The organism is Streptomyces sp. NBC_00885, from assembly GCF_045207475.1.
GTDB lineage: Bacteria > Actinomycetota > Actinomycetes > Streptomycetales > Streptomycetaceae > Streptomyces.
Window position 1 is genome coordinate 4258653 of record NZ_CP108796.1, and the last position, 13802, is coordinate 4272454.

Annotated in this window: 14 protein-coding genes and 1 pseudogene; 3 read left to right on the forward strand and 12 right to left on the reverse strand. The window is 69.4% G+C overall.

The window, feature by feature from the left end; translation table 11 throughout:
- Positions 1-64: 64 nt before the first annotated feature.
- The 3 genes from OHA61_RS19280 to OHA61_RS19290 are packed head-to-tail and all read right to left on the reverse strand — an operon-like array spanning position 65 to position 2525.
- Positions 65-1267 carry an alpha/beta hydrolase family protein gene (locus OHA61_RS19280; RefSeq protein ID WP_406304059.1) on the reverse strand — a complete coding sequence of 401 codons (1203 nt, stop codon included), beginning with the start codon at positions 1265-1267 and terminating at the stop codon, positions 65-67.
- Positions 1264-2103, reverse strand: coding sequence for an NAD(P)H-binding protein (locus tag OHA61_RS19285; RefSeq protein WP_406304060.1), 840 nt, complete (start codon positions 2101-2103; stop codon positions 1264-1266). Before OHA61_RS19285 ends, OHA61_RS19280 begins: the two co-directional genes overlap by 4 nt.
- Positions 2103-2525: a nuclear transport factor 2 family protein gene (locus OHA61_RS19290; protein WP_406304061.1), complete on the reverse strand. Its 423-nt coding sequence runs from the start codon at positions 2523-2525 to the stop codon at positions 2103-2105. The genes OHA61_RS19285 and OHA61_RS19290 overlap by 1 nt, the downstream gene beginning before the upstream one ends.
- A 319-nt stretch (positions 2526-2844) precedes the next feature.
- Here OHA61_RS19290 and OHA61_RS19295 point away from each other — a divergent pair, with 319 nt between their 5' ends.
- Positions 2845-4227, forward strand: a complete 1383-nt coding sequence (locus tag OHA61_RS19295) for a serine hydrolase domain-containing protein (protein WP_406304062.1) — start codon at positions 2845-2847, stop codon at positions 4225-4227.
- 53 nt (positions 4228-4280) lie between these two features.
- On the opposite strand, the gene OHA61_RS19300 is transcribed toward OHA61_RS19295, so the two are convergent.
- The 4 genes and pseudogenes from OHA61_RS19300 to OHA61_RS19315 form a co-directional block, all read right to left on the reverse strand.
- Positions 4281-5441: a winged helix DNA-binding domain-containing protein gene (locus tag OHA61_RS19300; protein WP_406304063.1), complete on the reverse strand. Its 1161-nt coding sequence runs from the start codon at positions 5439-5441 to the stop codon at positions 4281-4283.
- A 15-nt stretch (positions 5442-5456) separates the two neighbouring features.
- Positions 5457-5909, reverse strand: a complete 453-nt coding sequence (locus OHA61_RS19305) for a GNAT family N-acetyltransferase (protein WP_406304064.1) — start codon at positions 5907-5909, stop codon at positions 5457-5459.
- A 10-nt stretch (positions 5910-5919) separates the two neighbouring features.
- A pseudogene (locus tag OHA61_RS19310) lies at positions 5920-6285 on the reverse strand (MarR family winged helix-turn-helix transcriptional regulator); the annotation flags it as partial.
- Positions 6286-6329: 44 nt separating this feature from the next.
- Positions 6330-7190 carry a GNAT family N-acetyltransferase gene (locus OHA61_RS19315; protein ID WP_406304065.1) on the reverse strand — a complete coding sequence of 287 codons (861 nt, stop codon included), beginning with the start codon at positions 7188-7190 and terminating at the stop codon, positions 6330-6332.
- 178 nt (positions 7191-7368) lie between these two features.
- Here OHA61_RS19315 and OHA61_RS19320 point away from each other — a divergent pair, with 178 nt between their 5' ends.
- On the forward strand, positions 7369-8019 hold the full coding sequence (locus OHA61_RS19320) for an HAD family hydrolase (RefSeq protein ID WP_406304066.1): 651 nt from the start codon (positions 7369-7371) through the stop codon (positions 8017-8019).
- 303 nt (positions 8020-8322) lie between these two features.
- Positions 8323-10020, forward strand: coding sequence for a globin domain-containing protein (locus OHA61_RS19325; protein ID WP_406304067.1), 1698 nt, complete (start codon positions 8323-8325; stop codon positions 10018-10020).
- 27 nt (positions 10021-10047) lie between these two features.
- On the opposite strand, the gene OHA61_RS19330 is transcribed toward OHA61_RS19325, so the two are convergent.
- From OHA61_RS19330 to OHA61_RS19350, 5 genes are all read right to left on the reverse strand, one after another.
- Positions 10048-10527 carry an NUDIX domain-containing protein gene (locus OHA61_RS19330; RefSeq protein ID WP_266480665.1) on the reverse strand — a complete coding sequence of 160 codons (480 nt, stop codon included), beginning with the start codon at positions 10525-10527 and terminating at the stop codon, positions 10048-10050.
- Between the two features lie 52 nt (positions 10528-10579).
- Positions 10580-11470 carry a LysR family transcriptional regulator gene (locus tag OHA61_RS19335; RefSeq protein ID WP_406304068.1) on the reverse strand — a complete coding sequence of 297 codons (891 nt, stop codon included), beginning with the start codon at positions 11468-11470 and terminating at the stop codon, positions 10580-10582.
- Between the two features lie 311 nt (positions 11471-11781).
- A complete protein-coding gene (locus tag OHA61_RS19340; protein ID WP_406304069.1) occupies positions 11782-12921 on the reverse strand; it encodes a cystathionine gamma-lyase in 1140 nt (379 codons plus the stop codon).
- A complete protein-coding gene (locus OHA61_RS19345; RefSeq protein ID WP_406307397.1) occupies positions 12918-13358 on the reverse strand; it encodes a low molecular weight protein-tyrosine-phosphatase in 441 nt (146 codons plus the stop codon). The genes OHA61_RS19340 and OHA61_RS19345 overlap by 4 nt, the downstream gene beginning before the upstream one ends.
- 64 nt (positions 13359-13422) lie before the next feature.
- Positions 13423-13800 (reverse strand): phage holin family protein, encoded by a 378-nt coding sequence (locus OHA61_RS19350; protein WP_266480674.1) that lies wholly within the window; start codon positions 13798-13800, stop codon positions 13423-13425.
- Positions 13801-13802: the final 2 nt, after the last annotated feature.

Sequence of the window (13802 nt, forward strand, 5' to 3'; positions counted from 1 at the left end):
CGCCCGGCTGCCCTTCCCGCATGCAGGGGCGGGCAGCCGAGCGGTCCGCGTGGCGCGAAGCGGGTCAGATCGTGTCGTTGAGCCAGTCGAAGATGCGCGCTACCGAAAGACGGAGGGCGCCCGGGTGGCAGTGGGCGTCGGCGCCTTCTTCCTCGGTGAAGCTCAGGAGTGTCTTCGGTGCGGTGAGGTGCCGGTGCAGCTTGCGCGGATCGGATTCCTCGGTGGCGGAGTAGTACAGGTCGTTGGCCGCCTCGCACACCAGCACCGGGCAGGTGATGTTCGCGGCGCTCCCGTCCCTGAAGTTGTAGCGGGCGTACTCGGCCAGGAACTCCCGGTCCGTCGAGGTCCCTGTGACGTAGCGGCCGTGGTCGAAGGCCCAGCGCATGATCGGGCTCTGGACGCGGGCGGCGGCGATCATCCGGTCCAGTTCCTCGTCGTGCTCGGCTGCCGCGCGCCGGACGGCTTCTTCGTGCGACAGCGGGAGGTGAGCGGTCAGAGCGGAGACGGCGTCAAAGACACCGTCGACGGCGACGACGGCTGCCAGGCGCGGCTCGTAGGCCGCCGCGCGGGGCGCGAGGTAGCCGCCGAGACTGACGCCGAGCAGCGCGATGCGAGCCGGATCGACGCCCGGTTCCTTGGTGAGGAAGTCCAGGACGGGACCGACCACGTTCTCCCAGTCCGGACGGAAGGTCATCCCGTCCCGGTGGATGGCTGAGGGCTGCCCGGGGCCGTCGAAGGTCAGGACGTGGTAGCCGCGTTCCTGTCCGCCGAGTGCGCCGAAGAAGTGCAGTTCCTCGGCGGCGCCGTCGAATCCGTTGTGCATCACCAGTGCCGGCTTCGGGCCCTCGCCCGCCGCCCGGTAGAAGTAGCCGCGCAGGACGGTGTCCTGGTAGGGGATCTCCACGGGCGTGATGTCGGTGAAGTGGGCGACGGCGTCGCGGAAGCAGGCGACGCTGCGCTCGTAGGCGTGGTCGATGCGCGGGTCACCGGGGTTGCCGTGGAGGAAGAATTCGGCCGCCCGGTAGTAGCTGGAGGCGCGCAGCAGTCCGTCGCGGGCGCTGATGGGGTGGCTCTGACGCGCCTCGGTTTCCAGACGCTCGGCGGTGGACAGCCACGCGTCGTGCCAGCCGTCGTAGTCGCCGGGGGTGACGCGGGAGGCAGTGGCCACGACTTCGCCGACGTCCGAGCCGCCGTAGGCGGCGAGACCGAGGTTGCGCAGGGTCTCGAACCAGAACGCCGGGTCGTCGTGGAACATCAGCGGCTTCAAGACACCTCCCTTTCGACGAAGGCGCGGAAGGTGCCCGGGGGGCGGCCGGTGAGGCGCTGGACGGTGTCCGAGGTGCGGTCCTCGGCCCCTTCGGCGATGGCGACGTCCATGCCGGCCAGCATCGTGGCGAACTCCAGCGGAATCTCGGCCGCCCAGCGGTCGCGCAGCTGTTCAAATGTCAGCTGCCGGTGCACCACCGGCCGCCCGGTGACCTCGGCGATGGTCGCTGCGACGTCGGCGTAGCTCAGCGTCTGCGGCCCGGTGAGGATCAGGTCGGTGTTGGGGGCCTGTTCGTCGGTCAGGGCGCGTACGGCGACGGCGGCGATGTCCTCCGCGTCGATGAACCCGACGCGGCCGTCTCCCGAGGCCGACATGATGGCGCCCTCTTCTTCGATGCTGCGCGCGTGGGGGGTGGAGCCGGTGAAGTTCTGCATGAACCAGGAGGGCCGCAGCACCGCCCACTGTTCGAACAGGCCGGGCAGGGCCTGGTGGACCTGTCCCACTGCCGGACCGCCTGCGGGGATCGCCGATGAGCTGAGCAGCACCGCGCGGTGCACGCCGGCTGCGCGGGCCTGGCGGAGGAAGGGCAGCATGGCCTCGGCCGGGTCCGAGGAGCCGATGGGCGGGATGAGGTAGACGCGGTCGACGCCGTCGATGGCCTCGCCCCAGGTCGCGGGCTCGTTCCAGTCGAAGCGGACAGCCTGTGTGCCCTCCACCGGGGTGGCGCTTCGGCCGGCGGCCTTGACGCGGTGGCCCTCGGCGATCAGGCCGGCGGCGACACGGCGGCCGGTGGTGCCGGTGGCCCCGATGACCAGGGTGGCGCTGGGGGTGTTCATCATTTCGCGCCTGCGAAGTCGGCGCCGGGCTGCTGAACGGCCAGGGGGTTCCAGTAGTCGCGGTAGGAGGTGATGCGCTGGTCCTTGACCGTGACCACGGCTATGTAGGTCATGTCGAAGGGGCTGTCGGTCTCGACCAGGCGGCCGACCCCGCGCATCTCCACCACGATCGTCTCGGCGTCGGTGGTCTGGTGGATCTTCACGTCGGGGAAGTCGTGAAGGTCGACGTGGTCGGGGTAGTGGCGCATGTAGTCGCCGACCGCGGTCTTGCCTTCCAGCCGCTTGGGCCAGCCTTCGGGCGCGAAGGGGAACTCGAGGACGCCATTGTCGTCCCACAGGTCCACCCAGCCGGGGATGTCCTTCTCCAGTAGCAGTTGCAGGCCGTGGCGGTACAGCTCGGAAGGCGTCATGGGCATGGTCATGATCAAGATTTCCGTTTCCGCTCGAAGATGCAGCGATCCTGACGCGTCGGGACATCGCCTCTCGTCACGAGATGGGCGATACCTCCAGTAATGGTGGTTCCTCGCGACGGGTCATTCGAACTTATTCGGACCGACAGTCCGTATAGCTGGATCGTACGGACCGCCGGTCCGCTTTGCAAGCCTGGGCGGCCCGGTAGGTACCCCGACCAGCGGTCGGGCGGCAAGCGGCGCCACTGGGCTGGACGTCGTCACGTCCGCGCGCCGCGTAATGTCACGTCATGCGCTCGACGTGACGAGGCGGCCCAGATAGACCTGCCTCATGACCTCCTCTTATGACGAGCTCCTTCCAGCGACGCGGCGGGCGCTGTTTCATCGCATCGCCGTGGCCCAGTCCGAAGGGCGCGCGCCCTCCTTCGTCGCCGGGGTGCAGCGCGACGGACAGCTCGTGTGGTCGGGCTCCCGCAGCTCGGTCGACGGACATGCGCCGGACGCCGACACCCAGTACCGCATCGGCTCCATCACCAAGACCTTCACGGCCGTCCTGGTGCTGAGGCTGCGGGACGAAGGTCTGCTCGACCTGAACGACCCGCTGGAGCAGCACCTTCCCGGCACCGGGGTGGGGGATGTGACCATCGCTCAGCTCCTCGGTCACAGCGCCGGCCTGAGCGCGGAGACCCCGGCGCCGTGGTGGGAGCGCACGCCTGGATCGCTGCGCCCCGCACTCGCCGATGTCCTCGGAGAACAGTCGCGGATGCATCCTGTCGGGCGGCGCCACCATTACTCCAACCCCGGTTATACGGTTCTGGGTTCACTGATCGAGGCGGTACGGAAGTCGTCCTGGGAGGACGTACTGCGAAGCGAGATCCTGGAACCGCTGGGCCTGCGCCGTACGAGCGCGCGGCCCGAGGCCCCGCATGCCGGTGGCTGGGCGGTGCATCCCTGGGCCGATGTGATGCTCCCCGAACCTTCCGAGGACCTTGGCCTGATGGCCCCGGCCGGACAGCTCTGGTCGACCGCGGCCGACCTCTGCCGCTTTGCCGCTTTCCTGGCCGAGGGCGACGAGCGCGTGCTGAGCGCGGCGTCCGTGCGGGAGATGAGGACGCCGTCCGTGCCTGCCGAGGCCGGGGAGTGGGACAGCACCTATGGCCTGGGGATGCAGATCGTACGGAAGGACGGCCGCACCCTTGTCGGGCATACGGGCTCCTTGCCCGGCTTCCTTGCGGGTCTCTGGGTGAGCGTGGACGACGGCATCGCGGCCGTCGCGCTTGCCAACGCCACCTCGGGGCCGCTCGCCGCGGCCGTCGCCGCCGATCTCCTCCGGATCGTGGCCGAGGCTGAACCGCGTATCCCCGAGCCCTGGCGGCCGCTGCCGGAGGTCGACCACGCTCTGCTGGAGCTGACCGGGCCCTGGTACTGGGGGACTCAGTCCTTCGGGCTGCGTCTGGTCGCCGACCGAGGCCTGGAACTGCAGCCGCTCGCCGGCACCGGCCGCGGGTCGCGTTTCGCCGCGGAGGCGGATGGGACCTGGACTGGACTCCACGGTTACTACGCGGGGGAGACGCTGCGTGTGGTGCGGCTCGAGGACGGCTCGGTGAGCCATCTCGATCTGGCCTCGTTCGTCTTCACGCGTGAGCCGTATGAACCGGGGGCGGCTGTTCCGGGTGGCGTGGACAAGGAGGGCTGGCGCGGACTCAGGGTGTGAGACGGAGCTGATGTTTCACGTGAAACGGGAGCGAGAGGGGTCCCGGGCCCGCTTCAGGCCGTCAGCTCCCGCTCCAGCGGGGTGCGGAAGCGCGGCGTGATCCGGGCTTCGGCCACCCAGCCCGACAGTCGTGAGGCCTCCGCTGCGACGGCGGCGGAGGCCTCGGAGCCGGGGTCCGTCAGCAGCCGCCAGACGATCTCGCCGTCCGCGCGCTGGGCCCAGCCGCCGATGATCTGCCCGTTCCACCAGACCGTGGGTCCGACATTGCCCGAGCGGTCGAAGAGCGCCGCGCTGTGGTCCGCGGTCAGATGGAAGCGGCGGTCGGCCCAAGCCATCGCGCTCGGGTCGAGCGCGGGCAGCAGGGCGGCCCAGGGTTCCAGGGGTTCCTCGGGTGCCGTGTCGCCGGGTGCCACATAACCGGTGCCCTCAGCGAGGTCGACCTCCTCCGCCCCGGCGGCAACCAATGCCTTGCGTACGTCTGCGAGGCTCCACCCCGTCCACCACTTGAGGTCGGACTCGGTGGCCGGTCCGTACGACTGGAGCCAGCGTCGCGCCAGTTCGGCCCGTGCCTCGGTGGGCGACATCGTGGGCCAGGGGTCGCTTGCCGTCCAGCGGAACTGGCTGGAGGTCCAGGAGCCGCGCGGCCGGTCCCGCCGGATGCGGCAGTCCGCGGCGAGCAGCCGGATCACCCGGGTTGCGACGCCCTGCACCGTCTCGTACTTCTTGCCGGGGAAGACCGTGATCTTTGTCTTCAGTGCCGGCACGTCGGTGGAGAGCTGGCTGCCGGTGGCGGAGCCACGTGTGGCGATGGCGGCGAGCACCGATTCCTCGGCCTCGGCCAGCCATGTCTCGTCCAGACCGTTCGCGTCCTCCGTCAGGTGGCTGAGCAGTGTCCTGCGCTCCTTGACCGCGATGGCGCGAGCGGTGGAGGCGTCGACGTACGGGGCGAGTTCGGCGGAGACCGCGAAGAGCGTGCGCCGCATGGAGAGGAGCCGGACCAGCGTCACGTCCTCGTACAGAGACTGCTCCACTGCCTGGACGCTCGGGTCGGTGAGGCGTGCGCAGGCGGAGAGGAAGACGGTCGCGGCATCTGTGGCGTGCAGCGCGACGAGTGCGTCGGCGACCGCCACGGGTGAGTCGGCTCGTACGGACGGGGCCAGCCGATGGCGGCGGCCGAGCCGGATGCGGCGCTGCTCTTCACTGATCCGGTGCACGGTGAACTCCCTTGGTCAGAGGAGGAGTTTGAAACCTACATGGGAAGCCTCGAACCCGAGCCGCTCGTAGAAGCGGCGGGCGTCGGTGCGGGAGACATCAGAGGTCAGCTGGATCAACTGGCACTTCTGGCGGCGGGATTCGTCGATGGCCCACTCGATGAGCCGGGTGCCCAGACCGAGGCCGCGTTCGTCGGCGTGGATCCGTACGCCTTCGATGATCGAGCGGGTCGAGCCGCGCCGGGCGAGCCCCGGGATGATCGTGAGCTGGAGGGTCCCGACGACCTGGTCCGCGCGCACGGCCACGGCCTGGATCTGGTTCGGGTCCTGGCTCAGCCGCTCGAAGGCGGCGGTGTACGGGGCGAGGTCGTCCGGCGATTCGCGCTGCGCGCCCAGCGGGTCGTCGGCGAGCATCGCCACGATCGCCGGGATGTCGTCGAGAACCGCGGGCCGTATGTCCAGATCGCTCATGGTCCGCAGATTACGCGGGGACCCGCAGTTCCTCGACGGCCCGCACCAGGGAAGCGAGCTCAGGGTCCTTGGCTGCCTCGTCGAGGGCTTCGCGCAGCGCTGTGTCATTGGTCGGCCGTGCCTCGGCGAGCAGGGCCAGACCGGACTCGGTGACATCGGTGTAGATGCCGCGGCGGTCGGTGCCGCAGAGATGGCGGGTCAGCAGGCCGCGGTCCTCGAGCCGGGTGACGAGCCGGGTGGTGGCGCTCTGGCTGAGGACGACGGCGTCCGCCACCTGCTTCATCTGCAAATGGCCGCCGGGGCCGCTGTGCTGGCGGCTGAGGACATCGAGGAGGGAGTACGCGCGCATGCTCAGGCCGTGCTTGCTCTCCAGGGCGAACGCAATAGTCCGCGTTTGCAATTATCTGGTGCGTGCGGTGCCTAGCCCGCGGCAACCGACAGCGGCGCGAAGCGGCGAGTCCAGTCGCCGGGGAGGTCCGGGATGCGATAGGTCATCACGGTGTTGAAGGCGACCGTTTCCAGGCCGTGTTCCTTCACCCACGCGATGAGCTCCTCGTGCCGTACGTCGATGTCCGTACGCAGCGGCCGGTCCGTGCCCGCCCCCAGTGAGGCGACCAGGGCCTTCGCCGTCTCTGTGTCCCGGGCGATCAGCGGTCCGACGACATGGGTCTGCATATTGGGCCATGCCGCCGCGTATCCGGTGAGGACCCCGTCTTCCTCCGCGACGCGGAGCTGATCGGCGAAGGCCGGCAGCCGCGTGATCATGTGGGTGCGGTCGAGGCCGAAGACCTCGGTGTCGAGACGCACGATCCCGGGAAGGTCCTCAGCCGTCGCAGGCCGGGTGGTCACCCTTGCCTCTGGGACAGACTCCGGGGGCCTCAGGTAGCCGCGGACCATCTCGGCGCGGCCGGTCTCGACGAAACCCAGCTGCTCATAGAGGGGCTGCCCGTACGGCGTTGCGTGCAGCGTGAGCGGGATGTCCCCGACCCCGTTCACAACGTGCTGCATCAGGCGGCGCCCGACGCCCCGGCGGGCGTACCGCTCGGCGACGAGCATCATCCCGACCGCAGCGAGCCCGGGGCCGTAGGAGGTGACCACGCAGGCGGTCACCAGACCCTTGCCCTCCGGGTCGTCGATGCCGTACCCCGTACCGGCTGTGAGCAGCAGACCCCATTTGTGCTCCTCGCGCGGCCAGCCCCTGTCCTCGGAGAGATCCGCGCATGATGTGAGGTCGTCGGTGGTCAGACGGCGGATGGGCAGCTCGGAGAGCGGTGTCGACATAAGGGTCAGGCTGTCGGACGCAGTGATCGCTCGTCCAGCGCTTTCCGAGAAGTGGTCAGGCCGCGCAAGCGCCGACCGCGGAGGCCACGGTAGTCGTTTCACGTGAAACACCGTGCCGGGCGGGCAGGGGTATCGGGTCTGACAGCGGGAGTGGCCCCGCGTACTAACCTCGGCGTACATGGCGTACCGGAAGAGAAGCCCCAGGCTTCACATCTTCGATCTCGACGGCACTTTGATCCGTGGCTCGGCGGCGGCCGTGGAGATATCCCGGGAGCTGGGGCTGCTGGAGGAGATCGGCGAGCTGGAGCGAGAGCTGATCGCCGGAACGATAGGCCCGCCGGAGTTTGCGGTGCGTGTGCATGCGCTATGGGGCGGTCTCACGCAGGCTCATGTCTCGGCGGCGTTCGAGGCTGCACCCTGGCTCGACGGCATCCAAGACGTGTGGCGGGAGATCCGTGAGAGCGGCGACTACTGCGCCGTCATTTCACTCTCACCCTCCTTCTTTGTGGAGCGACTGCTGGGCTGGGGGGCTCATGCGGCACACGGATCACGCTTTCCCGACGTGCCGTTCACCCGGCCTGTGGAGCCTGCGGGCATTCTCAATGCGGCCGCGAAAGTGAAGATCGCGAATCGGCTCTGTGCAGAGTTCGGGGTAGGCCTGGACACATGTGTTGCGTATGGTGATTCCATGTCCGACGCGGAGATCTTCGCGGTAGTGCCCACAACGGTGGCGATGAATGCCGATCACCATCTGTTGGGTCTGGCCACGCATGCCTATACGGGGGGCGATCTGCGCGAGGCCTACGAACTGGTGCGATTCCGCCGTTAGTTCAGGAGCCCGGAGTTGGTCCGGGTGACCCGGAATTTGGACATGGGGGCAATGGAGCCTAACGAAAAAGCGGGTCCGGATGCCCGGACTTTCCGCTCTTTGTCCCCTGTGTTGGTGCTGCCTGGCATGCTGCGACTACGGGCGCTGCGGGCAATGTCACATTTCTTGCTCAGTCGTCCCGATTCAGCTTGCGGTCGTGGTTAGTGTGGGCTGGCAGTAGTCCTGAGCGAAGCGGGGAATGAAGCACGTTCCGAGCCGTCGGAAGTGCGGACCGACCGAAAGATGTTCGAGGCGAGGCAGACAATGGACGCTCCGACCACCACGTCGGCCGACAATGGCACTTCGGACGAGAGCAGCGGGGGCGGATGGTTCACCCCTCGTAAGCGGCCGGTCCAGGGCCGGACCGACCCTGGTGAGGAGACTTCCGCGGGTGACGCGGGTCAGGAGCGGACAGCGGCCCCGAGGCGTCCTGTCGCTTCCATACGCCCGGTCGGCTCCGTCACCTCTCGTCCCGCGCGACCGGCGGCGAGGGATGAGCCGGGGCCCACGACTCCCGTCCACGAGGCCCCGCCGGCCGGGGCGGCCGAGACCGCGGGCGGGCGTCAGGATCCCCGTGCCCGCGAAAGCCAGGCGGATCCTCGGGTGCCGAGCCCGCGTGAAGCGCCCCACTCCCATCAAGCACCTTGGCCCCGTGATCCGATCTGGCCCGACGAGAGCCCGCAGCGGCTCCATAGCGTGGGCCAGGCGGACCAGGCCCACGAACCCGCGGGACAGCCTCACGGCACAGCCGCCAGACCACAAGAAGCCGCGGAACGGCCCTACGAAGCCGTAGAACCGCGCGAAGCCCCCCGTGACACTCCCCACCCGCAGCCCGCCGCGCCCGCCGGCGACGCCTCGCCCGACGCGATCCTCATCCGCCGCACCATGGCGGAGATCGGGCCCGTCGCGGACAAGGTCACCTCGTACTTCTACGCCTTGTTGTTCGTCCGCCACCCCGAGCTGCGCAGCCTCTTCCCCGCCGCGATGGACGCCCAGCGTGACCGGCTCCTCAAGGCCCTGCTCACCGCCGCCGAGCACATGGACAACGCGGAGGTGCTCACCGACTACCTCCAGCACCTGGGCCGCGGCCATCGCAAGTACGGCACCGAACCCGCGCACTATCCCGCCGTCGGCGAGGCCCTGCTCGGAGCGCTGGCCCGGTACGCCACGTCGACCTGGGACGAGGCGACCGAGGCCGCTTGGGTGCGCACCTACACCACGATCTCGCAGATCATGATCGACGCGGCCGCCGAGAACGAGCGGACGGCGCCCGCATGGTGGCACGCCGAGGTGGTGTCGCACGATCTCCGGACCCCCGACATCGCGATCATCACCGTGCGCCCGGACCAGCCGTACGCGTTCGTGGCCGGGCAGTACACAAGCCTGGAAACGCCCTGGTGGCCGCGGATCTGGCGGCACTACTCCTTCGCCGGTGCGCCCCGCGCCGACGGTCTGCTCTCCTTCCACGTCAAGGCGGTCCCGGCGGGCTGGGTCTCCAATGCCCTGGTCCGCCACGCTCGCCCCGGCGACATGCTGCGGCTCGGGCCTCCTGCGGGATCCATGACGGTCGACCACTCCACCGACAACGGCCTGCTCTGTCTGGGCGGCGGCACCGGTATCGCGCCGATCAAGGCACTGGTTGAGGACGTCGCTGAGCACGGTGAGCAGCGCCCGGTGGAGGTCTTCTACGGGGCGCGTACCGACTACGACCTGTACGACATCGACACCATGCTCCGGCTCCAGCAGACGCACCCGTGGCTGTCGGTGCGCCCGGTGGTGGACGACCGTGCGCAGTTCCCGGACGCCGTGCGGGAGTTCGGCCCGTGGTACGAGTACGACGCCTATCTCTCGGGGCCACCCGGCATGATCCGCAGCGGCGTGGACGCGCTGCGCGGCATCGGTATCCCGTCCGCCCGGATCCGCCACGACTCCCTCGAAGAGCTGGTCGCGACGGGCGACTAGCGCACACGACAGCCGAGGAGGGCAGGGTCAGCCCAGGTCAGGGGCGTGCATCGCGCGTACACCCTCGATATTGCCGTCCAGGTAGTGCCGCAGCGACAGCGGTACGAGATGGACGGCGGCGATGCCGACCCGGCTGAACGGCACCCGTACGATCTCGTACTCCCCGCTGGGTTCGTCGATCTCCGGGCCGTGCCGTCGCGAGGGGTCCATGGACTCCAGCCGGCAGACGAAGAAGTGCTGCACCTTCACCCCGGTCACACCGCCGTCGGCGATGTGCTCGACGGTGTCGACGAAGCAGGGCACCACATCGGTGATCTTGGCGCCGAGCTCTTCGTCCACCTCCCGGTGGAGCGCGTCCACCACGGTGGCGTCCTCCGGCTCGACTCCGCCGCCGGGCGTGAGCCAGTAGGGATCAACGCCGGGCTTGGTGCGCTTGATGAGGACGAGATCGTCGCCGTCGAGCAGGATGGCGCGTGCGGTGCGCTTGACCACTGGCCGTTCGGTCATGGCTAGAAAATGGCCCGCCAGGCCCGTTCTGAAACTCCTGGCAGCCCTGCGATCACCAGTCGACCGCAGCACGCAGCAGCCACTCGTGCGCCCGCGCGATGTGCGGGAGTGCGAGTGTGCCGGTCCGGACGACGAGAAAGTACGTACGCAGCGGGGGTACGGGAGGGTCGAGCAGTGCCACCAGACGCCCGCTGCGCAGCTCCCCCTCGCACAGATAGCGCGGCAGCACGGCGAGGCCCGCGCCCGAGGCCGCGGTCTCCAGGACGGCCCGCAGGTCGGGGACGATCACGGCGCCCGCGGCGGCCGGCCGGGAGTCGAAGACGGCGGCCCAGTAGCGCGAGACGAACGGCAGGGATTCGTGGACCTCAACGACAGGCAACTGCGCGAGCACCACATGCCCGCCGCGCAGCACTCCGGGCCCCAGCCGGGCCGCCCAGCGCGGCGAAGCGACCAGGACGTGCTCCTCGTCGCAGAGCGGTGTCGCCGTGAGCAGCTCGCCGCGCGGACGGGCGGCGGCGATGGCCAGATCATGGTGTCCGGCGGCCAGACCTTCCAGCGTCTCCTCGGCGTTCCCGAACGAGGCTCGCAGCCCGAGGCCCTGGGAGATGAGCGGTGTGAGGGCGGGCAGGGCGCGCAGCGACACGAACTCCGGGGGACCCGCCAGATGCAGCGTCCGTACGCCCGACTCCTCGTCGAGACCGGTCTCGGTGATCTCCACCAGGGCGTCCAGATGAGGGGCGGCCCGGTGCGCGAGTTCGTCGCCGATGGTCGTGGGGGTCACACCGCGGGCCTGGCGCAGGAACAGCGGCCGCCCCAGCTGCTTCTCGAGCGTGCGGATCTGCCCGGTCACGGCGGGCTGGGACAGCCCCAGCAGCGCGGCGGCACGGGTGAAGGAGCCGGCCCGGTGCACCGTGACGAATGTGCGCAGCAGGGCCAGATCCATGCCAAGCCCCTCTCGACCGACGATGCCCGCGGACCGGACAACTATAAATAAGTCGATAGGTCGCTGTCGCTACTGTGATTGGACACTGACGCAGAGTCAACTAGCCTTGTTCGCGCGGTTCTTCGCGCAGGGAACCGAGGGCGGTCCGAGCCATGAGGGGGGAGGCTCGGACCGCTCGTTGTACGTAGCGCCGCTCAGCGCGCTGTTGTACTCCGGCGTACGCCCCCCGGTCCACGCCGCGCGCGCCTTCGTGCGCCCCCGCCCCGAGTGGCCGTCCTCAACCCGAACTGCCCGGAACCGGCGACTGCGCCCTACCGTGCCGCCTCGTCCAGCGCCCGCAGCACATCCGCCACCAGGTCATCCGCGTCCTCGGCGCCCACCGAGAAACGGATGAAGCCCTCCGGAACCGCGTCGCCACCCCAGCGACCGCGCCGCTCCGCAGTGGAACGCACCCCGCCGAAGCTCGTCGCGTCGTCGACCAGCCGCAGCCCGCCCAGGAAGCGTTCCGCATGCCCCCGATCCGGAAGCACGAACGAGACCACGGAGCCGAAGCGCCGCATCTGCCGCGAAGCGATCTTGTACGAGGGGTCCGACGGAAGCCCCGGATACCGCAGCCCGCTCACCTCGCCCCGGCCGCCCAGCGCCTCCGCGAGCGCCAGCGCATTCGCGCACTGCTGCTCGATGCGCAGGTGAAGCGTGGACAGGGAGCGGTGCGCGAGCCATGCCTCCATCGGGCCGGGAATCGCCCCGACCGCCTTGCGCCAGCGCCGTACACCCGCGACCAACTCCGGATCCCGGCACGTCACATGGCCGAGCAGGATGTCTCCGTGGCCCGTCATGCCCTTGGTGTCGCTGGCCACCGAGAAGTCCGCGCCGAGCTCCAGCGGCCGCTGACCGAGCGGCGTGGCGAGCGTGTTGTCGACCGCGACCAGCGCGCCGGCCGCGTGCGCCGCCTCCACCAGCCGCCGTACGTCGCACACGTCCAGCCCCGGATTGGACGGCGTCTCGATCCACAGCAGCCGCGCGCCGTCGAGCACGCCCAGTTGCGCGTCGCCGCCCGTCGGCGCGGTCCTGACCTCGACGCCGTAGGCCTCGAGACGTTCCCGCAGCAGCGGCAGCGCCTGATAGCCGTCGTCCGGGAACACCACCGCTTCCCCGGCCTTCAGCTGCGAGAAGAGCACCGCCGAGATCGCCGCCATCCCCGAGGCGAAGGCCACGGTCCCGACGGACTCCCCCGGCGCCTCGAGTTCGCCGATCGCCCGCTCCAGATGGGTCCAGGTCGGGTTCTCGTCACGGCCGTAGGTGTAAGGACCGGTGGGCTCGCCCGGGAGGTGGAAATGGGCCGCGAAGACCGGTCCGGGCAGGGTCGGTTCGTACTTCACCGGCTCGGGCAGCCCGGCCCGTACCGCCCTGGTGCCGTCCCCCAGACTCCCGCTGTCGCCCGCATTCATGCCGCACGCTCCTCGGCTGCCATCCGTACGACGTCGAGCAGCCCCTCGCTCGCCGCCTGCACCATCTCCAGGCACTCCTTGAAACCGTCTATACCGCCGTAATACGGATCCGGAACATCCAGGTCTCCGGCCGCGGACGGGTCGTACGACCGCAGCAGCCGCACCTTCGCGGCGTCCGCGGTCGTCGGCGCGAGCCGCCGCAGCTCCCGCAGATGCCCCTCGTCGAGCGCGATCACCAGATCGAGGAGCGGGAACCAGGAGGCGCGGAACTGCCGGGCGCTGTGCCCGGACTCGTAGCCGTTCGCCTCCAGCACGGCGACGGTGCGGCCGTCCGCACCGTCGCCCTCGTGCCAGCCTCCGGTGCCCGCACTGTCCACCTCGACCACCCCGTCGAGTCCGGCCTCGGCCACGCGTGCGCGGAAGACGGACTCGGCCATGGGCGAGCGGCAGATGTTGCCGGTGCAGACGAAGCAGACGCGATACGCAGAACTCACTCGGCGTTCAGTCCTTGTCCGGCAGAGCGACATTCATCGCCCACGAAACGACAGAGATGATCAGGCCGCCGAGTACGGCGGTCCAGAAGCCCTCCACATGGAAGTTCAGGTCGAACTGGTCGGCCAGCCAGGAGGTCAGCAGCAGCATCAGGGCGTTGATGACCAGCGTGATCAACCCGAGGGTGAGGATGAACAGCGGCAGGGTCAGCAGCTTCACGACAGGCTTGACGAGGAAGTTGACCAGACCGAAGAGCAGCGCCACCAGGACCAGGGTCCAGGCCTTCTTGCCGGTGCTGTCTCCGGTGAGGGTTATGTCCTCGAGCAGCCAGATGGCCACCAGCAGGGCTGCCGCATTGGCGATCGTCTTGACTAGGAAATTCATCATGT

Excerpts from the sequence above, each read along its gene's own strand:
- OHA61_RS19285 (WP_406304060.1), bottom strand. The coding sequence starts at position 2,103 with ATGAACACCCCCAGCGCCACCCTGGTCATCGGGGCCACCGGCACCACC.
- OHA61_RS19290 (WP_406304061.1), bottom strand. The coding sequence starts at position 2,525 with ATGACCATGCCCATGACGCCTTCCGAGCTGTACCGCCACGGCCTGCAA.
- OHA61_RS19295 (WP_406304062.1), top strand. The coding sequence starts at position 2,845 with ATGACCTCCTCTTATGACGAGCTCCTTCCAGCGACGCGGCGGGCGCTG.
- OHA61_RS19305 (WP_406304064.1), bottom strand. The coding sequence starts at position 5,909 with ATGAGCGATCTGGACATACGGCCCGCGGTTCTCGACGACATCCCGGCG.
- OHA61_RS19315 (WP_406304065.1), bottom strand. The coding sequence starts at position 7,190 with ATGTCGACACCGCTCTCCGAGCTGCCCATCCGCCGTCTGACCACCGAC.
- OHA61_RS19320 (WP_406304066.1), top strand. The coding sequence starts at position 7,369 with ATGGCGTACCGGAAGAGAAGCCCCAGGCTTCACATCTTCGATCTCGAC.
- OHA61_RS19325 (WP_406304067.1), top strand. The coding sequence starts at position 8,323 with ATGGACGCTCCGACCACCACGTCGGCCGACAATGGCACTTCGGACGAG.
- OHA61_RS19330 (WP_266480665.1), bottom strand. The coding sequence starts at position 10,527 with ATGACCGAACGGCCAGTGGTCAAGCGCACCGCACGCGCCATCCTGCTC.
- OHA61_RS19335 (WP_406304068.1), bottom strand. The coding sequence starts at position 11,470 with ATGGATCTGGCCCTGCTGCGCACATTCGTCACGGTGCACCGGGCCGGC.
- OHA61_RS19340 (WP_406304069.1), bottom strand. The coding sequence starts at position 12,921 with ATGAATGCGGGCGACAGCGGGAGTCTGGGGGACGGCACCAGGGCGGTA.
- OHA61_RS19345 (WP_406307397.1), bottom strand. The coding sequence starts at position 13,358 with ATGGCCGAGTCCGTCTTCCGCGCACGCGTGGCCGAGGCCGGACTCGAC.
- OHA61_RS19350 (WP_266480674.1), bottom strand. The coding sequence starts at position 13,800 with ATGATGAATTTCCTAGTCAAGACGATCGCCAATGCGGCAGCCCTGCTG.